A 24,181-nucleotide genomic window follows, 5' to 3' on the forward strand; every position below is an offset into this window, starting at 1 on the left:
AGTCCTCAGCGCCGGAACTCGGCCGGATCGAACTTGTAGGCCGTCGAGCAGAACTCGCATTGCACGGTGATCACGCCGTTCTCGATACTGTGCTCAAGCTCTTCTTCCGAAAACCCATCGAGCACCTCACCCAGCCGTTCGCGCGAGCAGCTGCACTTGTCGAAGACCGGAACCGGCGGATAGACCTTGGCACCGCGCTCATGGAAGAGCCGGTAGAGGAGGCGCTCGGCGCCAACCTCGGGATCGGTCAGTTCGCCCGGATCCACGGTTGTGACCAGCGCCTTGGCTTCCGCCCAGCTGTCGTCTTCATCATGCATGATGGCTTCCATGCCTTCCGGCAGGTCACCGCCCGGAAGGTCGGGGGTGCGCATGCGATCAGGTGCCTGCGGCAGGAACTGGACGACGATGCCTCCGGCCCGCCAGCTGTGACGCGGCTTGCCGTCTTCATCGCGGTCGATGAGCTCGGCGACAGCCAGCCGGACAATGGTGGGAATCTGCTCGGACTGGCGAAAATAGGTTTCAGCCATGGCTTCCAGCGTATCGCCCTTCATCTCGACGATACCCTGGTAGCGCTGCATGTAGGCGCCCTGATCAATGGTAAAGGCGAGAATTCCATTGCCGAGCAGTTCGGCGGGCTTCGTCGTCCCGGCAGCCTCCGCAGCAGCCAGGCGCTCTGCATCAAAGCGGGCATAGGCGCGCAGATTACCGGGCGTCGAGAAGTCCGCGACCAGCAGGTCCACAGGTCCATCACCCTTTGTCTGGACGATCAGCTTGCCTTCGAACTTGAGCGAGGTGCCGAGCAGCACTGTAAGCGCGATGGCTTCGGCGAGCAGACGCGCAACCGGCTCGGGATAAGCATGCCGGCCGAGAATCGCGTCGATCATGGGGCCAAGCTGAACCGTCCGGCCACGCACATCGAGGCCGTCCACCTCGAACGGCAGGACGCGGTCGTCTCCGGCGAAGTCCTGTTCGCCAGGGGTCTGGATTTCGGTTTCCATCATCAATTCCGATTGTCTATCGTGTCACAGGGCACACATTGACCATTCAGGGTTGGCCGGTCAGGGCTGGCCGGTCCCACTTTTCAACCGGCCATATAGGTACTGATCGCTGAAAGCGCCAGAGGCGCTACAGAACGCCCATGCACCAGCGCATGATCGCCTTTTGCGCATGCAAGCGGTTCTCCGCCTCGTCAAACACCACCGACTGCGGCCCGTCCATCACACCGTCGGTGACTTCCTCGCCGCGATGAGCCGGGAGGCAGTGCATGAAGAGAGCATCCGGATTGGCCTTCTGCATCAGTGTTTCATTGACCTGGTAAGGCACGAAGATATTGTGGCCGCGCGCCTTGTGTTCCTGGTTCATCGACACCCAGGTGTCGGTGATAACGCAATCGGCACCGTTTACCGCGCGATCAGGATCGGCACTCATGTCGATTTCCGCGCCCTGCTTGCGGGCCCACTCGACGAATTTCGCCTCGGGTTCCGACCCTTCAGGCGTTGCGATCTGCATGCGGTACCCGAACTGCGCAGCCCCCTCGATGAGCGAATGGAGCACATTGTTGCCATCGCCCGTCCAGGCCAGCGTCTTGCCCTTGATCGGGCCGCGATGTTCCTCGAACGTCAGAATGTCGGCCATGATCTGGCAGGGATGCGTGTCGTCGGTCAGGGCATTGATGACAGGCACCGTGGCATGTTCGGCGAGTTCGAGCATACGGGAATGATCCAGCGTCCGGATCATGATGATGTCGACATAGCGCGAGAGAACCTTTGCCGTATCGGCAATGGTTTCGGCCCGACCGAGTTGCATCTCCGTTCCCGACAGGAACAGCGTCTCGCCACCGAGCTGCCGCATGCCGACATCGAAGGAGACACGAGTGCGTGTCGAGGGCTTCTCGAAGATCATGGCCAGCATCTTGCCAGCGAGTGGCTTGTCCGCTTCGGTCGCCGTCTTGGCGGATCGCGCCGCGTCGAGCATGGCACGCAACTCTCCGGCGCTGACGGCGGAGAGATCGAGAAAATGCCGGGTGCTGGCGGATGGGGTCTTGGTCATAAAATCCGGTCCGTTTAGTTGGCTGCACCGTTGCGGGACAGCATTTCGAGCGCGGCCTCTGTCTTTGCGAGCGCTTCGCGGGCTTCTTCGGCGGTCACGATCAAAGGCGGCAGCAAACGGACGACATTGTCGCCGGCCGGGACTGCCAGAAGATGCTCACTGCGCATCGCCGCAACCAGATCCGCATTGGATTTGGCACACTTGATACCGAGCATCAGGCCGGAGCCGCGGACGTCCGCAATCAAATCCGGATAGCGATCCTTGAGTGAAGCCAGTCCCTGCCTGAGCACCAGAGCAACATCATTGACGTGCGGAAGAAATCCATCGTCGAGAATGATATCCAGCACGGCATTGCCGACCGCCATGGCAAGCGGGTTGCCGCCATAGGTGGTGCCGTGGGTACCGAGCGTCATGCCGTCTGCCGCACTGGCCGTGGCCAGGCAGGCGCCAAAGGGAAAACCGCCGCCGATGCCTTTTGCCACTGCCATGATGTCCGGCTCAATGCCGGCCCATTCATGGGCGAACAACTTGCCGGTCCGGCCCACACCCGACTGAACCTCATCAAGGATCAGCAGGATGCCATGTTCATCGCACAGCTCGCGCAGGCCGCGCATGCATTCATTGGGCAGCGGACGGATACCGCCCTCGCCCTGCACCGGCTCGACCAGAATGGCGGCTGTTTCACTGGTAATCGCCGCCTTCAGCGCCTCATGATCGCCAAATGGAACCTGATCAAAGCCTTCAACCTTCGGCCCGAAGCCTTCGAGGTACTTTGGCTGGCCTCCGGCGGCAATCGTCGCCAGGGTCCGGCCGTGAAAGGCGCCCTCGATGGTGACTATGCGATAGCGCTCGGGCTGGCCATTGACGAAGAAATGACGCCGCGCGGTCTTGATGGCACACTCCAGCGCCTCGGCACCGGAATTGGTGAAGAAGACCTTGTCGGCAAAGGTCACTTCGGTCAGCCGTTGGGCGAGGCGGGACTGATCGGGGATCTCGTGCACATTGGATAGGTGCCAGAGACGATCGGCCTGGGCCTTGAGCGCCCCAACAAGATGCGGATGGGTGTGGCCAAGGGAATTGACCGCTATGCCGGCGGCAAAATCGAGATACCGCTCGCCCTCGGGTGTTTCCAGCCAGACGCCATGTCCGCGCTCGAACACGATCGGAACGCGGTTGTAAGTGTCATAAAGCGGCTTGGCTTCAGCCATGGCGCTTCTCTCCCCCTTCGAGAACGGACAATACGGCACCGCCCTTGCCTTGCGACCGCTACGGCGAGACAAGGCAGGGCATGCCGGAAAACCAAAATGCCGCCCTTTCCGGGGCGGCGTGGGCACTATTTACAATTAGGGCATGCCTGTCAATGAGACAGCAGGCGCGGCTCGGGCCACGGCGATCGCTCCGGTCATTCGCCCAAGCAGCCGGGGATATCACCCCCAAGTCAACGCTGAATGGTGAGAATTGATACCCACCTCCTAAGTTGGGGAAAACCGCAAAAAGGAATCAGCATGATTCGGCTGACTCTTGTCACGGAGTCCGCCGACCACTAAGTTGAAGGCATGAAATAGACGTTCGCGGCGGACACTATTCACCTCACTGTAACCGAGCGTTCGAGTTCCGGTCTTCCGGGGCGACGGTGAGGGATTCTGCCATCCCGGGATACGGGATACGGGGAGAGTATTGCATGAACTGGACTGATGAACGGGTTGAAAGACTCAAGAAACTCTGGGCGGACGGGCTCAGTGCCAGCCAAATCGCGGCTCAGCTGGGCGGCGTCAGCCGCAACGCGGTGATCGGCAAGGTGCACAGGCTCAACCTGCCCGGTCGCGCCAAGAGCGGCGGGCAGGCATCGGTGCGCACCAAGCGCACGACCGCGGCGCCGCGCGCACCGAATTATGCCGGGCGGACAGCAAGCCAGACGACAACCAGAACCGTCAGCCGATCGAGTGGCGGCGCAGCCCTGAAGCAGGATCTGGATGTCGTTGCATCGGAAGAGATCGACACCCGTCCGATGGAGGATGTGGTGGTGCCGATTTCGCGCCGGCTCTCGCTGGTGGAGCTTTCCGAGCGCACCTGCAAATGGCCGGTCGGTGATCCGCTGCAGGAAGGTTTTCACTTCTGCGGCAATGATTCCGGCGATTCCTCGCCCTATTGCGGCTATCACGCCAAGATGGCCTTCCAGCCGTCGAGCGAGCGCAAGCGCGCCCGCTGAATTGATATGCCTCTCACAGGCAAAAGGTTTGGATTACGAAAAAGCCCGGGTTGAAGCCGGGCTTTTTCGTTGGAGCTCTTGTCTGAGATGGCGGTAAATCCCGCGTCAGCCCTCGATCGAGTAGCCCGCGCCGCGAACGGTGCGGATGGTGTCGCGCATGCCGGAGAGATTGACCGCCTTGCGCAACCGGCCGACATGCACGTCGACCGTGCGCTCGTCGACATAGACATCATGACCCCAGACACCATCGAGAAGCTGGGCGCGGGAATAAACCCGGCCGGGTGAACTCATCAGGTATTCGAGAAGCCTGAACTCGGTCGGCCCCAGCTTGATGTCCCGGCCACGGCGCTTGACCCGGTGGGTTTCGCGATCGAGTTCGATATCGCCGACCTTGAGCAGGCTGGAAATGACTTCCGGACGGGCGCGGCGCAGCATGGCCCTGACACGGGCCAGCAGTTCGGGCGTCGAGAACGGCTTGACGACGAAATCGTCCGCACCCGTGGCCAGGCCACGAACCCTCTCGCTCTCCTCGCCACGTGCGGTGAGCATGATGATCGGCAACCGTTCGGTTTCGGGCCGGGCGCGCAGACGGCGGCACAACTCGATGCCGGAGATGCCCGGCAGCATCCAGTCGAGGATCAGCAGATCCGGAACCCGCTCCTGAAGTGCAATTTCAGCCTCGTCACCGCGCAGCACGGTGTCGACCTCGTAGCCTTCAGCTTCCAGATTGTAGCGAAGCAGCACCGAAAGTGCCTCTTCGTCCTCAACCACAGTAATACGTGGACTCATCGCCATGGGTCATGCACTCCGTAGCGCTCTCAGTCCGAACCCGGTGCGGGCGCGACCATGGTGGCGGTATCATCGTCCTTCGGCCGTTCGGCTGCCAGCTGCTCGCCGGTGGCCACGTAATAGACCGTCTCGGCGATATTGGTGGCGTGATCGCCGATCCGCTCAATGTTCTTGGCGCAGAAAAGCAGGTGGGTGCAGGCAGTGATGTTGCGCGGATCTTCCATCATGTAGGTCAGAAGTTCGCGGAACAGCGAAGTGTAGATCGCGTCGATCTCCTCGTCACGCTCGCGGATCGAATTGGCGAGATCGGGCGAACGGGTTGCAAAGGCGTCCAGCACTTCCTTGAGCTGAGTCAGAGCCAGTTCGGCCAGATGCTCGAGGCCGCGGACCAGCTTGCGCGGCTGGGCCATGGTGTGAACGGCGATCACCCGCTTGGCGATGTTCTTGCCCAGATCGCCGACCCGCTCAAGATCGGAGGCGATCCGGATCGAGCCGATGATCTCACGCAGATCCGAGGCCATCGGCTGGCGCTTGGCAATTACCAGAACTGCCTTGTCGTAGATTTCACGCTCGCCATTGTCGAGCAGCAGATCTTCGGAGATGACGCGCTGGGCTGAGCCGGTATCGGCATTGACCAGGGCCGCGACGGCGTCGGCAACCATGCGCTCGGCAATGCCGCCCATTTCCGACAGCCGGCGCGTCAGGAAACGAAGGTCATCATCATAAGAAGTGACTGTGTGTGCTTCGGGCATGGTTTGATCCTTCAATCCTGTAATCGTGACGCAAAAGGCAGTCGCATTAGCCGAAGCGGCCGGTGATGTAGTCCTGGGTCAGCTTGTTGTCGGGATTGGTGAACATCTTGTCGGTATCACCTTCCTCGACAAGATAGCCCAGATGGAACATCGCCGTGCGTTGCGATACACGGGCAGCCTGCTGCATCGAGTGGGTCACGATCACGATGGTGTAATTGACGCGAAGCTCGTCGATCAGTTCCTCGACCTTTGCGGTGGCGATCGGGTCGAGCGCCGAGCACGGCTCGTCCATCAGAATGACTTCAGGGCTTACGGCGATGGCGCGTGCGATGCAAAGCCGCTGCTGCTGGCCGCCCGACAGACCGGTGCCCGGCTCCTGCAGACGATCCTTGACCTCGTTGAAAAGGCCGGCCTTGATCAGGCTGCGCTCGACAACTTCGTCCATCTCCACGCGGGTCGAAACCTGGCCGTGAATGCGCGGTCCGTAAACGATGTTTTCGTAAATGGACTTGGGAAACGGGTTGGGCTTCTGAAAGACCATGCCGACGCGTGCCCGCAATTCCACGACATCGATCATCGGGGCGTAGATGTTTTCGCCGTCCAGCGTGACTTCGCCGTTGACCCGGCAGATATCGATCGTGTCATTCATCCGGTTAAGACAGCGCAGAAAAGTCGACTTGCCGCAGCCAGAGGGTCCGATGAGCGCCGTCACGCTGTTCTTGCGGACATCGAGATTGACATCAAAAAGCGCCTGCTTTTCGCCGTAGAAGACGCTGACGTCGGTGCCGCGCATCTTGATCGCGGATTCCTCGATGGCAGCATCAACCGCTTTTTCAGTCGCCGCTTCAGACATGATGTTCATCTCCGTCTTCCCTTCAACAGTTTCAGTATACTCAGGGCTTGGTTGATTCAAAGGTGACAGCCGGGTCCTACCAGCGGCGCTCAAAGCGTCGGCGCAACAGGATGGCGATGGCGTTCATGACGAGCAGGAAGATCAGCAGGACAATGATCGCGCCCGATGCCCGCTCGATAAAGGCCGGGTCGCCCCGCTGGGTCCAATTGTAAACCTGGACCGGCAGTGCGGCAGCCGGGTCGAAAAAGCCTTCGGGCGGCGCAGCAGGATACTCACGCACGAATGCCACCATGCCGATCAACAGCAATGGTGCCGTTTCACCCAGTGCCTGGGCCAGACCGATGATTGCTCCGGTCAGGATGCCGGGAGCCGCGAGCGGCAGCACATGGTGGAAAATGGCCTGCATTTTCGAAGCGCCAATTCCGAGCGCCGCGTCACGGATCGATGGTGGGACTGCCTTGAGTGCGGCGCGCGTGGCAATGATGATGGTGGGCAGCGTCATCAACGTCAGCACCAGAGCACCGACAATCGGAGCGGACTGCGGCAGGCCGACGAAATTGATAAACAGTGCCAGACCCAGAATACCGAACACGATAGAAGGCACAGCAGCGAGGTTTGCAATGTTGACTTCAATAAGGTCAGTCCACCGATTCTGCGGCGCAAACTCTTCAAGATAGATCGAGGCTGCGACACCGATTGGCAGCGACAAGGCCAACACTATCATCATCATGTAGGCAGATCCGAGAATGGCAACGCCGAGGCCAGCTGCTTCCGGCCGGGTGTCAGAGGCGTCAGGCGCGGTGAAGAAAGCCCAGTTGAAGCGAAGGTCCAGAATTCCGGCTTCCTTCAGCCTGTCGGCAAGAACCAGCTGCTCGGGCGAAATGTTGCGGTCGAGTGCCGCGCTTTCCATGGTCACCCTGCCCTTGAAGTAGCCGTCGATACGACCGGACGCGAGGAGATCGAAGGAAATCGTTTCGCCTATCTGGTCGGGGTTGGCCAGAATGAAGCGGCGCAGTTCAGCCGGGGCTTCCCCCGAAATGAGCGCAGCCGCTTCATTCGGGTTGACGCCTTCGGCCGCAAATCCGCGTTTGTCTAGCATGTCCTGCACAGCAGTCTTGATCAGAGGCTGGATCGTGAAAGTCGTGATCTTCTGCAGATCCTCTGGCGCGCGGTTGCCATTCTTGTCCAGCTTTGCAGGATCAAGATAAACGTCCAGGGCGATATAGGTCTGGTTGAAGGACGACAGACCGTTCGACAGGATCGATGCCATCAGTCCTACAAGCGCGAAAATACCAATTGCAACGGCCGCAAGGCCCATCATCCGGAAGCGCTTCTCCGCCGCATTGCGTTTGCGGGTACGCTCTCCAACATTCAAAAGCGAGCGTCCGGTGGTGCCAGCCCCGGCGGAATGATCGGCGGTGATTTCGGTCATTCGTATTGCTCCCGGTATTTGCGCACAATGTAGAGCGCCAGAACATTCAGGCCGAGCGTGAAGACGAACAGGGTCAGGCCAAGCGCGAAGGCCACAAGGGTCTCGGGGCTGGCAAACTCGGTGTCTCCGGTCAACTGGCTCACGATTTTCACGGTGACGGTTGTCATTGCCTCAAAGGGATTGAGGTCAAGGCGAGCCGCAGCCCCTGCCCCCATGACGACGATCATGGTTTCGCCGATGGCGCGGCTGGCAGCCAGCAGGAAAGCCCCGACAATTCCCGGAAGAGCGGCAGGGAGGATAACCTGCTTGATGGTTTCCGACTGGGTAGCGCCGAGGCCATAGGAACCATCGCGCATCGCTTGCGGCACAGCATTGATAATATCATCGGACAATGACGAGATGAACGGGATCAGCATGATGCCCATCACAAGGCCGGCGGTCATCACCGATGCTGACGACGTTCCAAGGCCCAGCGGCTGGGCTATCCAGTCGCGAAGAAACGGGCCGACTGTTATGAGCGCAAACAAACCATAGACGATCGTTGGGATACCGGCGAGCACCTCGATGGCGGGCTTGGCGAAGCTGCGCAACGCACGTCCGGAATATTCGGCAAGATAGATCGCGATCATCAGGCCTATCGGGACGGCCACGAGGAGGGCGACGAAGGATACGTAGAGCGTACCCCAGAGCAAAGGCAGAAACCCGAAATCGGAGCCACCGCGAAACTGCGGATTCCAGACAGTCGAGAAGTAGAATTCGCTCGCCGGGTAGAGCTGGAAGAACTGCAATGATTCAAACAGCAGCGATGCCACGATCCCGACAGTGGTCAGGATAGCCACCAAAGAGGAGCCCATCAGAAGCGCCTTGATAAAGGTCTCTGTGATGTTGCGGGCGCGCATTTTGGGCGTGATACGTGACCAGGCCCAGAAAGCGAAAGCCAGAGCGACGACGATCACGGCGACGTTTCGAACCGAAGAGGCGATGCTGTCGAACTCGCGGTAGGACTTGGCCGCTTCAAAAACGGCAGGGGCCACGTCGGAGCCAAGCGCCACACCGACTTCGGCAAGCCGAGAGCGGACATTGGTCAGGTCGGCCCGCATGTCCACCAGCTCGCTTTCAGAAACATCTCCTTGAGCGAGGATCAATCCCAAACCATCGGAAATCCGACGTACATCGACCATCACCAGGCTCTTGGCACCGCCTTCCGGAACCACCGAGTCAGGGATTTTGGCGCTGATGCTGCTCTCGATGACGATGGGCTGCAGAAACAGCCATGCGGCCATCAAGAAAAGCGCGGGCACGGCAGTAAAAAGTGCGACCGATTCTCCGTAATAACCTGGAAGAGAATGGAGCTTCACCCCCTCCCGCTTTGCGGCCTGCAAAGCGCGCCGCCTACCCAGAACATACCCGATCGCGGCGAGTATGAGCACGATGATTGCGATGGTGCCTGGAGTCATTTCGAAGTCGCCCTGTTCGCGAGGAAGGGCGGCGCACCAGGCGCCGCCCTCTTGGCGTCAAACGGATCAGTTCAGCGCGCCCATCGGGGTACGGCTCTTCACCATTTCCTGCGTCTTGGCGAGCTCCGGATCGGAAACCAGACCGTAGGCAGCGAGCGGGCCGTCGGGGCCAGCGATTTCGTCAGAGACGAAGAACTCGACATATTCCTGGAGACCAGGGATCACGTCCAGATGTGCGTTCTTGACGTAGAAGTAGAGCGGACGCGAAACCGGATATTCACCCGAAGCGATCGACTCGACCGAAGGAACAACGCCACCCATGGTGCCGACGCGGATCTTGTCGGTGTTGTTCTGATAGAAGGACAGGCCGAAAACGCCGATGCCGTTCTTGTTGGCGTCAACACGAGCCAGCGTCTCGGTGTAGTCGCCGTCGATGTCGATCGAGACGCCATCGGTGCGGAGAGCCATGCAGGCGTCGTCCACGTCTTCGGCACCAGCGGCCTTGTGGGCCTCAGCAGCGCCGTTTTCTTCGCAACCAGCGATGATGACCTTCTCGTCGAAGACTTCGCGGGTGCCGTGCTTGGTGCCGGGAACGAATGCCAGGATTTCCTGAGCCGGAAGATCGGCGCGGATTTCGTTCCAGGACTTGTAAGGGTTGTCGACCAGCTGGCCGTCCTTCAGGACCTTGGCAGCAAGTGCATTGTGCCAGTCCGAAGGGGTGAACGCGTACTCAGGACCATTGATGTCCGAGGCGAACACGATGCCATCGTAACCAATGCGGACCTCCTGGATCTCGGTCACGCCGTTGGAGGCGCAAAGGTCGATGTCGGACTGCTTGATGCGCGACGAAGAGTTGGCAATGTCGATGGTGTTTTCGCCAACACCTTCGCAAAGCTTCTTGCGGCCTGCGCCCGAACCGCCGGATTCAACAACCGGGGTCGGAAACTCGAAGTTTTCACCGAAGGCTTCGGCAACAATCGAGGCGTAGGGAAGAACAGTGGAGGAACCAGCGATCTGGACCTGGTCACGGGCGACAGCAGCACCGGTGAGTGCCGAGGAAGCCAGGATGGCGGCTGCGGCGAGTTTAATTGCGTTCATGGGAATCTCCCGTCATGGGTCAGGGTGGCAAGGCCCTTTTGCAGGACCATGGTGTCAGCCATCTAAGGCTGGCCTTTTCTAGGCCTTTCGAGATTCCGTTTTATGACAATTAGATCACTGTTTTATGACATTTTAAGTCATTGATATTAATTGTATAATTGATTTTTTGTTGAGATCTTGCCGGAGACGGAGGGGCCGAATTTGACAGTGAAGGCCGATCCCTCCCCCGGCGTGGAGCGTACAACCAGCCGGGCTCGATGGCGGGCAAGGATGTGTTTGACGATCGCCAGGCCAAGACCGGTCCCCTTTTTCGCCCTGCTGGTCTCCACATCGACGCGATAGAACCGTTCGGTGAGGCGGGGAACATGCTCCTTTGCGATACCCGGGCCAAAGTCCCTTACCGTGACATGCGCGCCTTCCCCCTCGGTGTCGGCAACGGTGATCTGAACGCGCTTGCCGGTCTGGCCGTATTTGCAGGCATTCTCGATCAGGTTGGAAAAGACCTGGATAAGCTCATCGACATCGCCGGTGACGACGGCTGCCTGTTCGGGCAGTTCCAGTTCGATCTCGACGCCGAGGTCGCTTGCCATCGGCTTCAGCGTATCAACCACGTGCGCGACTGTCCGTCCTAGATCGACTTCCCCCTCAGGGGCGACATGGGCGCGCATCTCGAGCCGCGACAGCGACAGCAGATCGTCGATCAGGCGCGCCATGCGTTGCGCCTGTTCCAGCATGATGCCGAAAAACCGGCTGCGAGCGGCTTCGTCGTTGCGTGCCGGCCCCTGCATGGTCTCGATGAATCCCATCAGCGAAGCCAGCGGCGTTCTGAGTTCGTGGCTGGCATTGGCAACAAAGTCGGTCCGCATCCGGTCCATGCGCCTTGCTTCCGTGAGATCGCGGAACGTGATGACAAACAATCGCTTGCCCGGATCGGCAGCAGTGGAAACCGGTGCAACCCGGACCTCGTGCCAGCGCTCCGATGGCACCCGCTCTGTATGCTCTACGCTCTCGGGAATGCCGCGAGCGACCACCCGCGCGACAAGATCGAGTATGGCCGGCGATCTTATCCGTGCCGACAGCACCGCGCGCTCAGGATAGGCGCCGACAAGGGATCTCGCGGCAGCGTTCTGGCGCACGATCTGGGTGTCCCGGTCGAACACGATCGTAGGCATGTCGAGCGCCTCGATAATGGCAAAATCCGGCGGGTTCAGTTTCGCAGCCTTTTTCCTCGCGCGAGACCGGGCGCCGGCCTTGCCCGTGCGCCAGAACAGCAGACCTGCCGCGAAGGCGCCGTAGCCGATCAGAGCCTGCCACGGCTCCAGACCCGCAGGAACCGTGGCAATCGCGGCCACACCAGCCAGAACAAGCGGGAGCACGTGGGACCTGAGCCGTGCGGCAAGGCCAGTCCGGGCCTCTTCGCCTTCCGGCAGATCCTGTGTGTTTTCGACCATTGATTTCCCCGTCCGGACTTGTCCGCTTGCCTGATGCTCTACTTGTTTAACTCCACAACTTGAAATCACAATGACGATGTGGCCTTTCAAGTGGGAAACCGGCCGGTCCGGCAAAAGAACAGGTGAACAGGATACCCGGAATGTCCAGTTACAGAACCGAAACCGACAGCTTTGGCCCGATCGAGGTGGAAGCAGACAAGTATTGGGGGGCGCAGGCACAACGCTCGCTCGGCAATTTCAAGATCGGATGGGAAACCCAGCCGCTTTCGATCGTGCGTGCACTGGGAACCGTCAAGCGGGCCGCGGCGGAAACCAACATGGAGTTGGGCCGCCTTGATTCGGAGACCGGCAAAGCCATCGTGGCGGCGGCGCAGGAGGTGATCGACGGCAAGCTCGATGGGCATTTCCCGCTTGTGGTCTGGCAGACAGGATCGGGCACCCAGTCCAACATGAACGCCAACGAGGTGATTTCCAACCGCGCCATCGAGATGATGGGGGGCGAGATGGGATCGAAGAAACCGGTCCATCCCAACGACCATGTCAACATGAGCCAGTCTTCCAACGACACCTATCCGACAGCCATGCACATTGCCTGCGCCGAGCAGCTGGTCCATCACCTGCTGCCGGCGCTGAAACAGCTGCATGGGGCCCTTGATGACAAGGCGAAATCCTTTGCCGGGATCATCAAGATCGGCCGGACCCACACGCAGGACGCAACGCCGCTGACGCTCGGGCAAGAGTTCGGCGGATACGCAGCACAGGTCGCCTCCTCGATCCGCCGGATCGAAACGACCTTGCCCGGCCTTTACGAGCTGGCCCAGGGCGGCACGGCGGTCGGCACCGGACTGAATGCGCCGGTCGGCTTCGCCGAGAAAGTGGCCGAGCGTGTCGCGGCCATAACTGGGTTGCCGTTTGTCACCGCTCCCAACAAGTTCGAGGCGCTGGCCGCCCATGACGCCATGGTGTTTTCGCACGGCGCCATCAATGCCGCGGCGGCGGCGCTGTTCAAGATCGCCAACGACATCCGCTTTCTGGGCTCAGGCCCGCGCTCGGGTCTGGGCGAACTGGCCCTGCCGGAGAACGAGCCGGGCTCGTCGATCATGCCCGGCAAGGTCAACCCGACCCAGTGCGAGGCGATGACCCAGGTCTGCGTGCAGGTGTTCGGCAACAATGCAGCCTTGAGCTTCGCCGGCAGCCAGGGGCATTTCGAGCTCAATGTCTACAATCCGGTGATGGCCTACAATTTCCTGCAGTCGGTGCAACTGCTCGCCGATGCCGCTGTCTCTTTTACCGACAATTGCGTTGTCGGCATCGAGGCCCGCGAGGACAATATCAAGGCGGCGCTGGAACGCTCGCTGATGCTTGTCACCGCGCTGGCGCCAACGATTGGCTATGACAACGCGGCGGCGATTGCCAAGAAGGCGCATGCGAACGGCACCACCTTGCGCGAGGAGGCTCTCAAAAGCGGCCTCGTGACAGCGGCCGATTACGACCGTATTGTCCGTCCCGAAGAGATGACCCGTCCCGGTTGAAGCATCGTGACGTCGGTCCGTTCTCAGGGTGAAGCGCGTAGCGAAAGGAAGAGAGAATGGGCAGCGATACAACCAGCCGGGCAGTCGAGATCGAGGTCGATGGCAAGCCGAGGAGCTTCGACATCGACGATCCGAAGCTGCCGGACTGGGTGGATGACCATGCCTTCACGTCGGACAACTATCCCTACAAGAAGAAACTTGATCGTGACGAGTACGACGACACGCTCGAAGCGCTGCAGGTTGAACTGGTCAAGGTGCAGACCTGGCTCGGCGAGACCGGCAAGCGGGTGATTTCGGTGTTCGAAGGCCGCGATGCGGCCGGCAAGGGCGGATCGATCGGCGCGACCCGGGCCTACATGAACCCGCGGTCCGCCCGCATCGTGGCCCTGCCCAAACCCACCGAGACCGAGCGCGGGCAATGGTACTACCAGCGCTATGTCGATCATTTTCCAACATCCGGCGAATTCGTGATGTTCGACCGCTCCTGGTACAACCGGGCCGGGGTGGAGCCGGTGATGGGGTTCTGCACACCCGAGCAGCACGCGCATTTTCTTGAGGAAACCCCACACTTCGAACGCATGCCGGTGAATGCTGGCATCCACCTGTTCAAGTTCTGGCTCAACATCGGACGCGAAATGCAGCTCAAGCGCTTCCACGACCGCCGCCACAGCAAGCTCAAGTCCTGGAAACTGTCACCAATGGACATCGCCAGCCTGAACAAGTGGGATGACTACACGGAAATGCGCAACCTGATGCTCAAGCAAACCCATAGCGACCATGCGCCATGGACCGTGGTGAAGGCCAATGACAAGCGGCGTGCCCGGATCAATGTCATTCGCACGATCCTGAAGGAACTGCCCTACACCGGCAAGGACAAGGGCGCCATCGGCGAGATTGACGAGGCAATCGTCGGAATGGGCGCCGATGCGGTGGGCAGGTGAACTCAAGACGGCCCATTTGATGACTTCTCAAGCCATCTGGGCGCTTTCAGCCAGAGGCTGTGACCAATAATGCACGAAATTTTGACGCTTACGTCAAGGGAAGGCATTGCAACGGGGATCGTGGCATTCTAAATCTTGAAGGAACCGGCGTGAGGGAAGAGGAGCAGCAGCCACACCAAGGCATGCGCCCGCATCCGGACATAAAGAGGGAGTGAGACATCATGAACACGACTGCTGCCAAGGATCGCATCTGGCTGGCGTCCTATCCGCCAAACACCGCTTCCGACATCGGAGCGCTGCACTATTCGTCGATAGCAGGCCTGATCGAGGATTCGTTCAAGCGGTTTGCCAGCCGGCCGGCCTATACCTGCATGGGCAAGACCATCACCTATTCGGAAATGGAAAGCATGTCCTCGGCGATCGGCGCCTGGCTGCAATCGCTTGGCCTTGAGAAGGGCGACAGGGTTGCGGTGATGATGCCGAACATCCTGCAGATGCCGGTGGCAATGGCGGCTGTACTGCGCGCCGGCTACACGGTGGTCAATGTCAACCCGCTCTACACGCCGCGTGAACTTGAACACCAGCTCAAGGATTCGGGCGCCAAGGCCATTCTCATTCTCGAGAACTTCGCAGTGACGCTGCAACAGGTGATTTCCAGAACCGACGTCAAGCATGTCTGCGTGGCGACCATGGGCGACCTGCTGGGCCTGAAGGGCCACCTGGTCAATTTCGTTGTCCGCAAGGTCAAGAAGATGGTCCCGGACTGGTCTCTGCCCGGCCATGTCAGCTTCAAGGCGGCGCTTGCCGCCGGCCAGGGAAAGACACTCAAGCCCGGAAACTCGAAGCCCGATGACGTAGCCTTCCTGCAATACACCGGCGGCACCACCGGTGTGTCCAAGGGCGCAACGCTGACCAATGCCAACGTGCTTTCGAACGTGGCGCAGAACGACCTGTGGCTTCCCGCAGCCTTCATCAAGAAGCAGAAACCCGATGTGCTGCTCTATGTCTGTGCGCTGCCGCTCTACCATATCTTCGCGTTGACGGTGAATGCGCTGATGGGCATGTCGCAGGGTGCACACAACCTGCTGATTCCAAACCCCCGCGACATCCCGGGCTTCGTCAAGGAACTGGGCAAGTACGAGTTCCACGTCTTTCCGGGACTGAACACCCTGTTCAACGCGCTGCTCAACAACGAAGACTTCCAGAAGCTGAACTTCAAGCCGCTGCTGCTGTCGCTTGGCGGCGGCATGGCGGTACAGCGACCGGTTGCGGATCGCTGGAAGCAACTGACCGGCTGCGTGATCTCGGAAGGCTACGGGTTGTCGGAAACCGCTCCGGTGGCCACGGCCAACCGGTTTGACGCCGATGATTTCTCCGGGACGATCGGCTTGCCACTGCCTTCGACCTATATCGACATCCGTGACGAGGATGGCAAGTCGATGCCGCTGGGCGAAGTCGGCGAGATCTGCATCAAGGGTCCGCAGGTGATGGCGGGTTACTGGAACCGAGCGGACGAGACCGCCAAGGTCATGACCGATGACGGGTACTTCCGCTCCGGCGACATGGGTTTCATGGACGAGAGCGGCTACACCAAGATCGTTGACCGCAAGAAGGACATGATCCTGGTCTCGGGCTTCAATGTCTATCCGAACGAGATCGAGGAAGTTGCGGTATCGCATCCGGGCGTGGCCGAAGCGGCAGCCGTTGCGGTGCCCGACGAGCATTCGGGCGAAGCGGTCAAGCTGTTTGTGGTGCGCAAGGATCCGAACCTGACCGAGGCCGATGTGAAGGAGCATTGCGCCACCGGGCTGACCAACTACAAGCGCCCGAAGATCGTGGTGTTCAAGGATGAATTGCCGAAGACCAATGTCGGCAAGATCCTGCGCCGCGAATTGCGCGACGCCTGAGCGAAAACCCGATTCAGGACATACGAGGCCCGCGGGAAACTTGATTTCCCGCGGGCCTCGCCGCATAGGTGGGCATCCCAAACATGGAGTTCCCGCCTTGTCGAAGATCACCCATCAGGCTTTGTCCGCTCTCAAATCCCACCTTGCAAGCGATGCGCCCCGTGACCTCCGGGCAGCGTTCGCGGCGGATTCCGGCCGTGCTCGCCGTTATACAATCGGGCTTGACGATCTGCGGATGGATTTCTCCAAATGCGCGGTGAATGACGAAACCCTGGAGCTGCTTGCCGGACTGGCCAAGGCAGCCGGTGTCGAGGCGCAGCGGGACCGGATGTTTGCGGGCGAGGCGATCAACACGACGGAAGACCGCGCGGTTCTGCACACCGCCCTGCGAGCTGAAACCGGCGCCGACATCCGTGTCGGGGGCGAGAACGTGGTGCCGCAAGTGCACGCGGTGCTTGACGCCATGGGAAGGTTCTCTGACGGGGTGCGCAACGGCTCGATCCTCGGCGCGACCGGCAAGCCGTTCACCGATGTGGTCAATATCGGCATCGGCGGGTCGGATCTCGGCCCGGTAATGGCGACGCTGGCGCTGGCGCCCTACCATGACGGCCCGCGGCTGCATTTCGTCTCCAATGTCGATGGCGCGCATATTGCCGACACCTTGTCCGGCCTCGATCCGGAAACCACGCTGATCATCGTCGCCTCGAAGACCTTCACAACGATCGAGACCATGACCAACGCCGCAACGGCGCGGGAATTCATCGTCTCGAGCCTGGGCGAAGCCGCGGTAGCCCTGCATTTCGCAGCGCTCTCCACCGCGCTCGACAAGGTGGCCAGGTTCGGCCTCAAGCAAGACCGCGTTTTCGGTTTCTGGGACTGGGTCGGCGGTCGCTACTCGCTGTGGTCGGCTATCGGCTTGCCGCTGATGATTGCCATCGGCAAAACCGGGTTCGCAGATTTCCTGGCCGGAGCGCGGGCCATGGACGAGCATTTCAAGTCTGCTCCGGTCGAGCGCAACCTGCCAATGCTGCTTGGACTTCTGGGCGCCTGGCACCGGCTGGTCTGCGGCTATCCGAGCCGGGCAATCATTCCCTATGACCAGCGCCTGTCGCGGTTCCCGGCCTATCTGCAGCAGCTCGACATGGAATCGAACGGCAAGTCTGTCGGCCTCGACGGCGAGCCGGTGGAGACCGCATCGGGACCGATCGTCTGGGGCGAGCCCGGAACCAACGGCCAGCACGCGTTCTTCCAGCTGCTGCACCAGGGCACCGACGTGATCCCGGTCGAATTCATGATCGCCGCCAGAGGCCACGAGCCGCAGCTTGCGCATCAGCACCAGTTGCTGATCGCCAATTGCCTGGCGCAATCGGAAGCGCTGATGCGCGGCCGCACCACGGAGGAAGCACGGGCGCAGCTGAAGGCCGGCGGCACTTCGGAGAGCGAGGCCGACCGGCTTGCGCCACACAAGACGTTTCCGGGCAACCGGCCGTCAATCACCTTTGTCTACGAGATGCTGACACCTTTTGCGCTTGGGCGGCTGATCGCACTCTACGAGCACCGGGTGTTTGTCGAAGCCCAGATCTTCGGGATCAACGCGTTTGACCAGTGGGGTGTCGAACTTGGCAAGGAGCTCGCCACCGCGCTGCTGCCGGTGGTCAAGGGCGAGAACAGCGGCGAAGGTCATGACAGCTCGACCCTGATGCTGGCAGAAACCATTCGTCAGATGCGCGGCGACGCCTGAGGGCCTGATCAGAAAACGGTCAGAAGCCGATTTCCCGGGCCCAGGGCGGATTGGCGCCTGGCCGCGAGACCGTGACGGCGGCGGCCCGGGCGCCGAGGCTGAGCGCATTGCGGATGGCATCAGCGGAGAGGGTCTTCATCGCCTGCTTGGTCAGCAGATTGTCGCGTTTCAGCGAAGCGAGAATGCCGGCGTTGAAGGTGTCGCCAGCGCCGACCGTATCAGCAACCGTGACAGCGACACCGTCAACCTCGACCGTGTGTTCGCGGGTAAAGCCGATGGCGCCCCTAGCTCCGCGGGTGAAAACCACCAGGCTGGGCCCCTGCCCGAGCCAGAGCCTTGCCGCGGTTTCCATGTCGGGCTGGCCAAACCATTCGAGGTCCTCGTCCGACATCTTCAGGATATCGCTCATGGCGATCATCCGGTCGATGCGGGCGCGGTGCTTTTCCGTATCGGTGATGAAGCCGGGCCGGATGTTGGGATCGAGCGACATGACGCGCGATCCATGCTCGCGCCGCATCAGGCTTTCATAGGTCGAGCCGCAGGGTTCGGAGATCAGGCTGATCGCGCCGAAGTGCAAGGCTTCGACGGTTTGGTCGAGGTCCGGCAGATGTGCTTCGGTGATCATCCGCCCGGCGGTGTTCTCATCAAAGAAGGCGTAGCTGGCGTGGCCATCGACCAGCCGGACGAATGCCAGCGTGGTGTTCAGATCAAGCGTTGCGCACGGGCTGTGGTCAACGCCGCTGGCGGTCAGCGCTTCGCGCAGAATGTCGCCGAACATGTCGCTTGAGAGACCCGTGAAGAAACTGGTGTCGACACCGAGGCGACCAAGCGCCAGAGCCGTATTGAACACCGCGCCGCCGGCATAGGGCGCAAAGGCGTCCTCGCCTTGGGTCGATGTCCGCGGCAGCATGTCGATCAGCGCTTCGCCACAACAGATGATCATCGTGTCTCCTCCACATGGTGCCCGAGCGGACAGGGTTGCCTTGCCTTATGCCGGAAGTTCGGAGACGCCGCCATGCTGCGCCGACCATTCAAGCGGCGCATCGAGGAAGGCCTCGACAGAGGCGAGCGTTGCCGGATCGAAGGCTTTCTGCCTTGTCGCTGCAGCCAGCACGTCGCGCCAGGTGGCAAGATAATGCAGCTCGACCTTGCCGTTGGCGAAGCGCTTCTCGGCATCACTGAAAATGCCATAGTAAAACAGCGCTATGCCGTGATCGACAGTGCAACCCGCCGCGCGAATGGCGTCGATAAAGGTGAACATCGATCCGCCGGCCGTGGTCAGATCCTCGATCACCAGCACCCGCGACCCTTCGAGCAGTTCGCCCTCGATCTGGGCGTTGCGGCCATGGCCCTTGGGCTTCTTGCGTACATAAATCATCGGCAGGCCGAGCCGTTCGGCGAGAAAGGCGGCGAAGGGGATGCCTGCGGTCTCACCGCCGGCCACACAGTCAAACTGCTCGAAGCCGGCTTCCGACAGGATCGTGGCGGCGGCGAAGTCCATCACGGCGGAGCGGATGCGCGGATAGGAAATGAGCTTGCGGCAATCGATGTAGACCGGGCTCATCAGCCCCGAGGCAAACTTGTAGGGCTCGGTGGCGTTGAAATGCACCGCCTTGATTTCCAGAAGCTGGCTGGCAACAAGTTCGGCGATCTTCGCCTTGTCGGGAAACGTGTTGGAAAACATCGGCGTTGCCTCCAGGGTCGGGCCCGGACACCAGGTCCGGCGAGGGTTTCGGGGATCCGAATACCAGTTCGGACCACGCGGTTAAAGTGCGCTCAGGCAACTTCCCAGTGGATGGGCACAAGCGGGTCGAACACCGTCACCGGCCCGTCACCGGTCTCGATCCTGTCGGGCCAATTCACCGGCTGGTCGCGCCGGACCAGTGTCACGGTCTCGCTGTTGACCGGCAGTCCGTACCACGCCGGGCCGTTAAGGCTCGCGAATCCGGCCAGCCTGTCGAGCGCCTTGTCTTCCTCGAAAACGTGGGCGAGGCACGACAGGGTGTTGATCGAGGTGAAGATCCCGGCGCAACCGCAGGCGCATTCCTTCAAGGGATCGACATGGGGTGCGGAATCGGTGCCGAGAAAGAAACGCCTGTCACCGGAAGTCGCAGCCTTGCGAAGCGCCAGCCGGTGGCTCTCGCGCTTGGCGACAGGCAGGCAATAGTAATGCGGCTTGATACCGCCTGCGAGGATGGCGTTGCGGTTGATCATCAGGTGATGCGTGGTGATGCTGCCAGCGAGGTTGGCGTCCGAACCCATGACATAGTCGATGCCGTTGGATGTGGTGATGTGCTCAAGCGTGATCTTGAGCCCGGGCAGGTTTCGGCGCAGCGGATCGAGCACGGTTTCGATGAAGACAGCTTCCCGGTCGAAGATATCGACCGCAGGATCGGTGACCTCGCCGTGAATGCACAGCGGCATGCCGATCTCGGCCATCTTCTCGAGCACGGGCATGACCTTGGCAAGGTCGCGGACACCGGAGTGGGAATTGGTGGTGGCACCCGCGGGATAAAGCTTCACCGCCGTCACCAGCCCCGAGGCATGGGCGCTTGCGACATCCGCCGGATCGGTGCCTTCGGTCAGATAAAGCGTCATCAAGGGCGTGAAATCGAGTCCTGAGGGCAAGGCCGCCATGATGCGGTCGCGATAGGCTTCTGCATCCGCACTGGTGACCACCGGGGGCACAAGGTTGGGCATGATGATGGCGCGGGCGAAATGCCGGGCGCTGAAGGGCAGAATGCCTTCGAGCATGGCGCCGTCGCGCAAGTGCAGGTGCCAGTCATCAGGCTTCGGAATGGTAATCTCGACCACGCTGGGGTTCTCCCTGGATTAGCTTGCCCTATCTGCCCGGCTCTGCCGGGGTTGACCTTTTCGGCCTCGGGCGGCAACTGATAGGCATGCCTTTAGCAGGCAACAGGCAAACAGGGAAAGACTTCATGGATCTGGGATTGACAGGAAAACGTGCTCTTGTGCTGGCGTCATCGCGCGGACTGGGCCTTGGCATCGCGGAAGCCATTGCCGCCGAGGGCGCTGATGTGCTGATCACCGGACGCGATGGCGCGCGTCTGCAAGCGGCGGTCGAGGCGATCAATGCGCGCGGCGCGGGCACCGCACGGTTCGTGGTGAGTGACCTTACCGACAAGGCCACGCCGGCGCTGCTTGAGGAAACCGTCAAGCGCGAGTTTGGCGGCCTGGATATCCTGGTCAACAACACCGGCGGCCCGCCTCCCGGCCTGATGAGCGAGGCCGACCTGTCGGTTGTCCACCGCCAGTTCGAGATCATGGTGATGAGCGTGATGGACATTACCGCACGCTTCCTGCCCGGAATGCGGGCGCAGGGCTGGGGCCGGGTGTTGACCGTGGCCTCCTCGGGCGTCATTCAGCCGATTCCCAATCTGGGACTGTCCAACGCGCTGCGCTCGACGCTCGTCGGCTGGTCGAAATCAATGGCCAACGAAACCGCGGCTGACGGCATCACCTTCAACATGCTGCTTCCTGGCCGGATCGATACCGAACGGCTGAAGGAGCTCGATGCCGCCAACGCCAAGCGGTCGGGCAAGGATGTGGCTGAGGTTGCCAAGGCGGCCCAAGGCCAGATTCCGGTCGGCCGTTACGGCGAGGTCGAAGAATTCGCCAATACGGCCGCATTCATCGTCAGCGCGCGGGCGAGCTACGTCAACGGATCGATGATCCGCTGCGACGGCGGCGCGATCAAATCTGTCTGAGATTAAATGCGAGCCGGGTCCCTGCGGCCCGGCTCGACATTACAGAGCGCGCTTGAGGCTTTCCTCGATATAGGTCTTGCGCAGGCCGAGCGTGACCGGACCGGGCTTACCGCCCGACAGCTCTACGCCGTCGATCGAGATCACCGGTCCGACAAAGACGGAGGCAGAGGTGATGAAGGCTTCCGCGGCGTTCTTCGCTTCCTCGATGGTGAATTCGCGCTCCTCGACCTTGGTGCCATTGGCTTCCGAATAGACCATCAGGGCTGCGCGGGTAATGCCGGGCAGGATCGAGTGCGACAACGGCCTCGTAACGATGGTGCCGTCCTTGGTGACGATGAAGGCATTGTTGGAAGTGCCTTCGGTGACCACGCCATCGCGCACCATCCAGGCATCATCGGCGCCGCGCGCCTTGGCTTCCATCTTGCCAAGCGAGGGGTAGAGCAACTGCACCGTCTTGATGTCGCAGCGGCCCCAGCGCAGGTCCGGTATCGAGACGACCTTCATGCCGTTCTTTGCCACCGCCGTGTCGATCAGCGGACGGCTCTGGGTAAACAGCACCAGCGTTGGCGTGAGCTTTTCGGTGTCGAAGAGGAAATCCCGGTCGATGGCGCCTCGGGTCATCTGCAGATAGACCACGCCTTCCTCGACCTGGTTGCGGCTGACCAGTTCGCGGTGGATTGCCAACAACTCATCGTCATTTACGCTAAAGCGCATGCCGAGTTCGCCGGCGGAACGGTGCAGCCGCGCGATGTGGGCCGGAAAATCGATCAGCTTGCCGCCCAGCACCGAAGCGACTTCGTAGATACCATCGCCGAACAGGAAGCCCCGGTCGAAGACCGAGATCTTGGCTTCGTTTTCCGGCACATAGCTTCCATTGACATAGACGGTGCGCATGGCGGTCCCCTTGTTGCTCGCTTCCACCTCATGCCAAATTTGGCTGGCGCCGCCAACAGCTATTTTGGCGCGCGGCGCAATCTCCACGCAGGGTCGGAGCGCTAGACAGAGGCGGACCGACCGCTGGAAAAGCTTCCATGACAGCACGCATTGCCTATACCAAACCATCCATCACGGAGCTGGAAGTCAGCTACGCCACAGACGCCGCCCGAAACGGCTGGGGCGCACAGTGCTACGACTATCTCAACCGGCTGGAACGCGACTTCGCGGCCCATCTTGGCGTCAGGCACGCGATCGCGACGTCAAGCTGCACCGGGGCCCTGCATCTCGGACTGGCGGCGCTGGGCATCGGGCCCGGCGACGAGGTGATCATGGCGGACACCAACTGGATCGCCTCGGTGGCGCCCGTCGTCCATCTCGGCGCGACGCCTGTCTTCGTCGACATTCTTGCAGACACATGGTGCGTCGACCCGGCGCAAGTGGAAGCGGCGATCACACCCAGGACCAAGGCGATCATGGCGGTCCATCTCTACGGCTCGATGTGCGACATGAACCGGCTTCTAGATATCGGAGAGCGCCACGGCATCGCCATTGTCGAGGACGCAGCCGAGGCAATCGGCTCGGCCTGGGGCGAAAAGCGCGCCGGGTCGATGGGCGCCTTCGGCACGTTCTCGTTTCACGGAACCAAGACGATGACCACCGGCGAAGGCGGCATGTTCGTCACCAACGACACGGCGCTTTTCGAGAAAGTGAATACGCTTTCCAACCATGGCCGCGACGCAAGTGAGCCGCGCCAGTTCTTCCCGCTGATGACCGGATACAAGTTCAAGATGTCAAACATTGCCGCGGCCATTGGTTGCGCCCAGGTGGAACGTATCGACGAGCTGATCGACGGCAAGCGGCGGATCATGGCGCACTACCGCGAGCAGTTGGCAGGGGTGAACGGCATTTCTCTGAATGTGGAACCCGCCGGGGTCACCAATGGCTACTGGATGCCGACGGTGGTGTTTGATCGCGATACCGGGGTCAGCCGCGAGCAGCTGATCGAGGCCTTCAAGCAGGCCGATATCGATGCGCGGGTGTTCTTCTGGCCGCTGTCCGAACTGCCGATGTTCGAAGCCAGGCCCGGCAGCACGAATGCCCGCGACATTGCCGCCCGCGCCATCAACCTGCCGAGCTATCACGACATGGATGAAGCGGCACAGGCGCGCGTTGCCGACGTGATCAAGGGTGCGCTCAAGGCGTGATGAGATACGCCTTTGGCATCATTCCTGACCAGGTGTCTGGTCCAGTCAGCCGCCGGACTTGCGTGTAAGCGCTGTCGCAACCTTGACCTTTTTCTCGGTCA

General features: G+C 61.0%; 21 protein-coding genes. 7 read left to right on the forward strand and 14 right to left on the reverse strand.

Annotated features, from left to right (window positions below):
* Positions 1–5: 5 nt before the first annotated feature.
* The 3 genes from SPHINGO391_RS18845 to SPHINGO391_RS18855 form a co-directional block, all read right to left on the reverse strand.
* Positions 6–998 (reverse strand): Hsp33 family molecular chaperone, encoded by a 993-nt coding sequence (locus SPHINGO391_RS18845; protein WP_152010282.1) that lies wholly within the window; start codon positions 996–998, stop codon positions 6–8.
* Positions 999–1,125: 127 nt separating this feature from the next.
* Positions 1,126–2,049 carry an ornithine carbamoyltransferase gene (argF, locus tag SPHINGO391_RS18850; RefSeq protein ID WP_152010283.1) on the reverse strand — a complete coding sequence of 308 codons (924 nt, stop codon included), beginning with the start codon at positions 2,047–2,049 and terminating at the stop codon, positions 1,126–1,128.
* 14 nt (positions 2,050–2,063) lie between these two features.
* Complete coding sequence (locus SPHINGO391_RS18855) at positions 2,064–3,257, reverse strand: aspartate aminotransferase family protein (protein ID WP_152010284.1); 1,194 nt, start codon at positions 3,255–3,257, stop codon at positions 2,064–2,066.
* A 473-nt stretch (positions 3,258–3,730) separates the two neighbouring features.
* Between SPHINGO391_RS18855 and SPHINGO391_RS18860 the strand changes: the two genes are divergently transcribed.
* Positions 3,731–4,258: a GcrA family cell cycle regulator gene (locus tag SPHINGO391_RS18860; protein WP_152010285.1), complete on the forward strand. Its 528-nt coding sequence runs from the start codon at positions 3,731–3,733 to the stop codon at positions 4,256–4,258.
* A gap of 105 nt (positions 4,259–4,363) precedes the next feature.
* Here SPHINGO391_RS18860 and phoB read toward each other — a convergent pair whose 3' ends face one another.
* From phoB to phoR, 7 genes are all read right to left on the reverse strand, one after another.
* Positions 4,364–5,047 carry a phosphate regulon transcriptional regulator PhoB gene (phoB, locus tag SPHINGO391_RS18865; protein WP_152011632.1) on the reverse strand — a complete coding sequence of 228 codons (684 nt, stop codon included), beginning with the start codon at positions 5,045–5,047 and terminating at the stop codon, positions 4,364–4,366.
* A gap of 29 nt (positions 5,048–5,076) precedes the next feature.
* The gene (phoU, locus tag SPHINGO391_RS18870; RefSeq protein ID WP_152010286.1) at positions 5,077–5,799 is read right to left on the reverse strand and encodes a phosphate signaling complex protein PhoU; all 723 of its coding nucleotides are present in this window, start codon (positions 5,797–5,799) and stop codon (positions 5,077–5,079) included.
* A 46-nt stretch (positions 5,800–5,845) separates the two neighbouring features.
* Positions 5,846–6,661, reverse strand: coding sequence for a phosphate ABC transporter ATP-binding protein PstB (pstB, locus tag SPHINGO391_RS18875; protein ID WP_152010287.1), 816 nt, complete (start codon positions 6,659–6,661; stop codon positions 5,846–5,848).
* A gap of 67 nt (positions 6,662–6,728) precedes the next feature.
* Positions 6,729–8,084: a phosphate ABC transporter permease PstA gene (gene pstA, locus SPHINGO391_RS18880; protein WP_152010288.1), complete on the reverse strand. Its 1,356-nt coding sequence runs from the start codon at positions 8,082–8,084 to the stop codon at positions 6,729–6,731.
* A complete protein-coding gene (gene pstC, locus SPHINGO391_RS18885) occupies positions 8,081–9,541 on the reverse strand; it encodes a phosphate ABC transporter permease subunit PstC (RefSeq protein ID WP_152010289.1) in 1,461 nt (486 codons plus the stop codon). The genes pstA and pstC overlap by 4 nt, the downstream gene beginning before the upstream one ends.
* A gap of 66 nt (positions 9,542–9,607) precedes the next feature.
* Complete coding sequence (locus tag SPHINGO391_RS18890) at positions 9,608–10,639, reverse strand: substrate-binding domain-containing protein (protein ID WP_152010290.1); 1,032 nt, start codon at positions 10,637–10,639, stop codon at positions 9,608–9,610.
* Positions 10,640–10,785: 146 nt separating this feature from the next.
* A complete protein-coding gene (gene phoR / locus SPHINGO391_RS18895) occupies positions 10,786–12,090 on the reverse strand; it encodes a phosphate regulon sensor histidine kinase PhoR (RefSeq protein WP_152010291.1) in 1,305 nt (434 codons plus the stop codon).
* 140 nt (positions 12,091–12,230) lie between these two features.
* On the opposite strand from phoR, the gene fumC reads away from it, so the two are divergent.
* The 4 genes from fumC (at position 12,231) to pgi (ending at position 18,211) form a co-directional block, all read left to right on the forward strand.
* On the forward strand, positions 12,231–13,622 hold the full coding sequence (fumC, locus tag SPHINGO391_RS18900; protein WP_152010292.1) for a class II fumarate hydratase: 1,392 nt from the start codon (positions 12,231–12,233) through the stop codon (positions 13,620–13,622).
* Between the two features lie 56 nt (positions 13,623–13,678).
* Complete coding sequence (ppk2, locus tag SPHINGO391_RS18905; protein WP_152010293.1) at positions 13,679–14,563, forward strand: polyphosphate kinase 2; 885 nt, start codon at positions 13,679–13,681, stop codon at positions 14,561–14,563.
* 221 nt (positions 14,564–14,784) lie between these two features.
* On the forward strand, positions 14,785–16,470 hold the full coding sequence (locus SPHINGO391_RS18910; protein WP_152010294.1) for a long-chain fatty acid--CoA ligase: 1,686 nt from the start codon (positions 14,785–14,787) through the stop codon (positions 16,468–16,470).
* 106 nt (positions 16,471–16,576) lie between these two features.
* Complete coding sequence (gene pgi, locus SPHINGO391_RS18915; protein WP_244615448.1) at positions 16,577–18,211, forward strand: glucose-6-phosphate isomerase; 1,635 nt, start codon at positions 16,577–16,579, stop codon at positions 18,209–18,211.
* 19 nt (positions 18,212–18,230) lie between these two features.
* On the opposite strand, the gene SPHINGO391_RS18920 is transcribed toward pgi, so the two are convergent.
* The 3 genes from SPHINGO391_RS18920 to pyrC form a co-directional block, all read right to left on the reverse strand.
* Positions 18,231–19,154, reverse strand: coding sequence for a carbohydrate kinase (locus SPHINGO391_RS18920; protein WP_152010296.1), 924 nt, complete (start codon positions 19,152–19,154; stop codon positions 18,231–18,233).
* Between the two features lie 45 nt (positions 19,155–19,199).
* On the reverse strand, positions 19,200–19,895 hold the full coding sequence (locus SPHINGO391_RS18925; protein WP_152010297.1) for an orotate phosphoribosyltransferase: 696 nt from the start codon (positions 19,893–19,895) through the stop codon (positions 19,200–19,202).
* A 92-nt stretch (positions 19,896–19,987) separates the two neighbouring features.
* The gene (pyrC, locus tag SPHINGO391_RS18930) at positions 19,988–21,025 is read right to left on the reverse strand and encodes a dihydroorotase (protein WP_152010298.1); all 1,038 of its coding nucleotides are present in this window, start codon (positions 21,023–21,025) and stop codon (positions 19,988–19,990) included.
* A gap of 125 nt (positions 21,026–21,150) precedes the next feature.
* Between pyrC and SPHINGO391_RS18935 the strand changes: the two genes are divergently transcribed.
* The gene (locus tag SPHINGO391_RS18935) at positions 21,151–21,939 is read left to right on the forward strand and encodes an SDR family oxidoreductase (RefSeq protein WP_152010299.1); all 789 of its coding nucleotides are present in this window, start codon (positions 21,151–21,153) and stop codon (positions 21,937–21,939) included.
* 39 nt (positions 21,940–21,978) lie between these two features.
* Here the strand turns inward: SPHINGO391_RS18935 and SPHINGO391_RS18940 are convergent, their stop codons facing one another.
* The gene (locus SPHINGO391_RS18940; RefSeq protein WP_152010300.1) at positions 21,979–22,833 is read right to left on the reverse strand and encodes a D-amino-acid transaminase; all 855 of its coding nucleotides are present in this window, start codon (positions 22,831–22,833) and stop codon (positions 21,979–21,981) included.
* Between the two features lie 137 nt (positions 22,834–22,970).
* Here SPHINGO391_RS18940 and SPHINGO391_RS18945 point away from each other — a divergent pair, with 137 nt between their 5' ends.
* Positions 22,971–24,080 carry a DegT/DnrJ/EryC1/StrS family aminotransferase gene (locus SPHINGO391_RS18945; protein WP_152010301.1) on the forward strand — a complete coding sequence of 370 codons (1,110 nt, stop codon included), beginning with the start codon at positions 22,971–22,973 and terminating at the stop codon, positions 24,078–24,080.
* The last annotated feature ends 101 nt before the right edge of the window (positions 24,081–24,181 follow it).

Source organism: Hoeflea sp. EC-HK425, assembly GCF_902498795.1.
GTDB classification, from domain to species: Bacteria; Pseudomonadota; Alphaproteobacteria; order Rhizobiales; family Rhizobiaceae; genus Hoeflea; species Hoeflea alexandrii.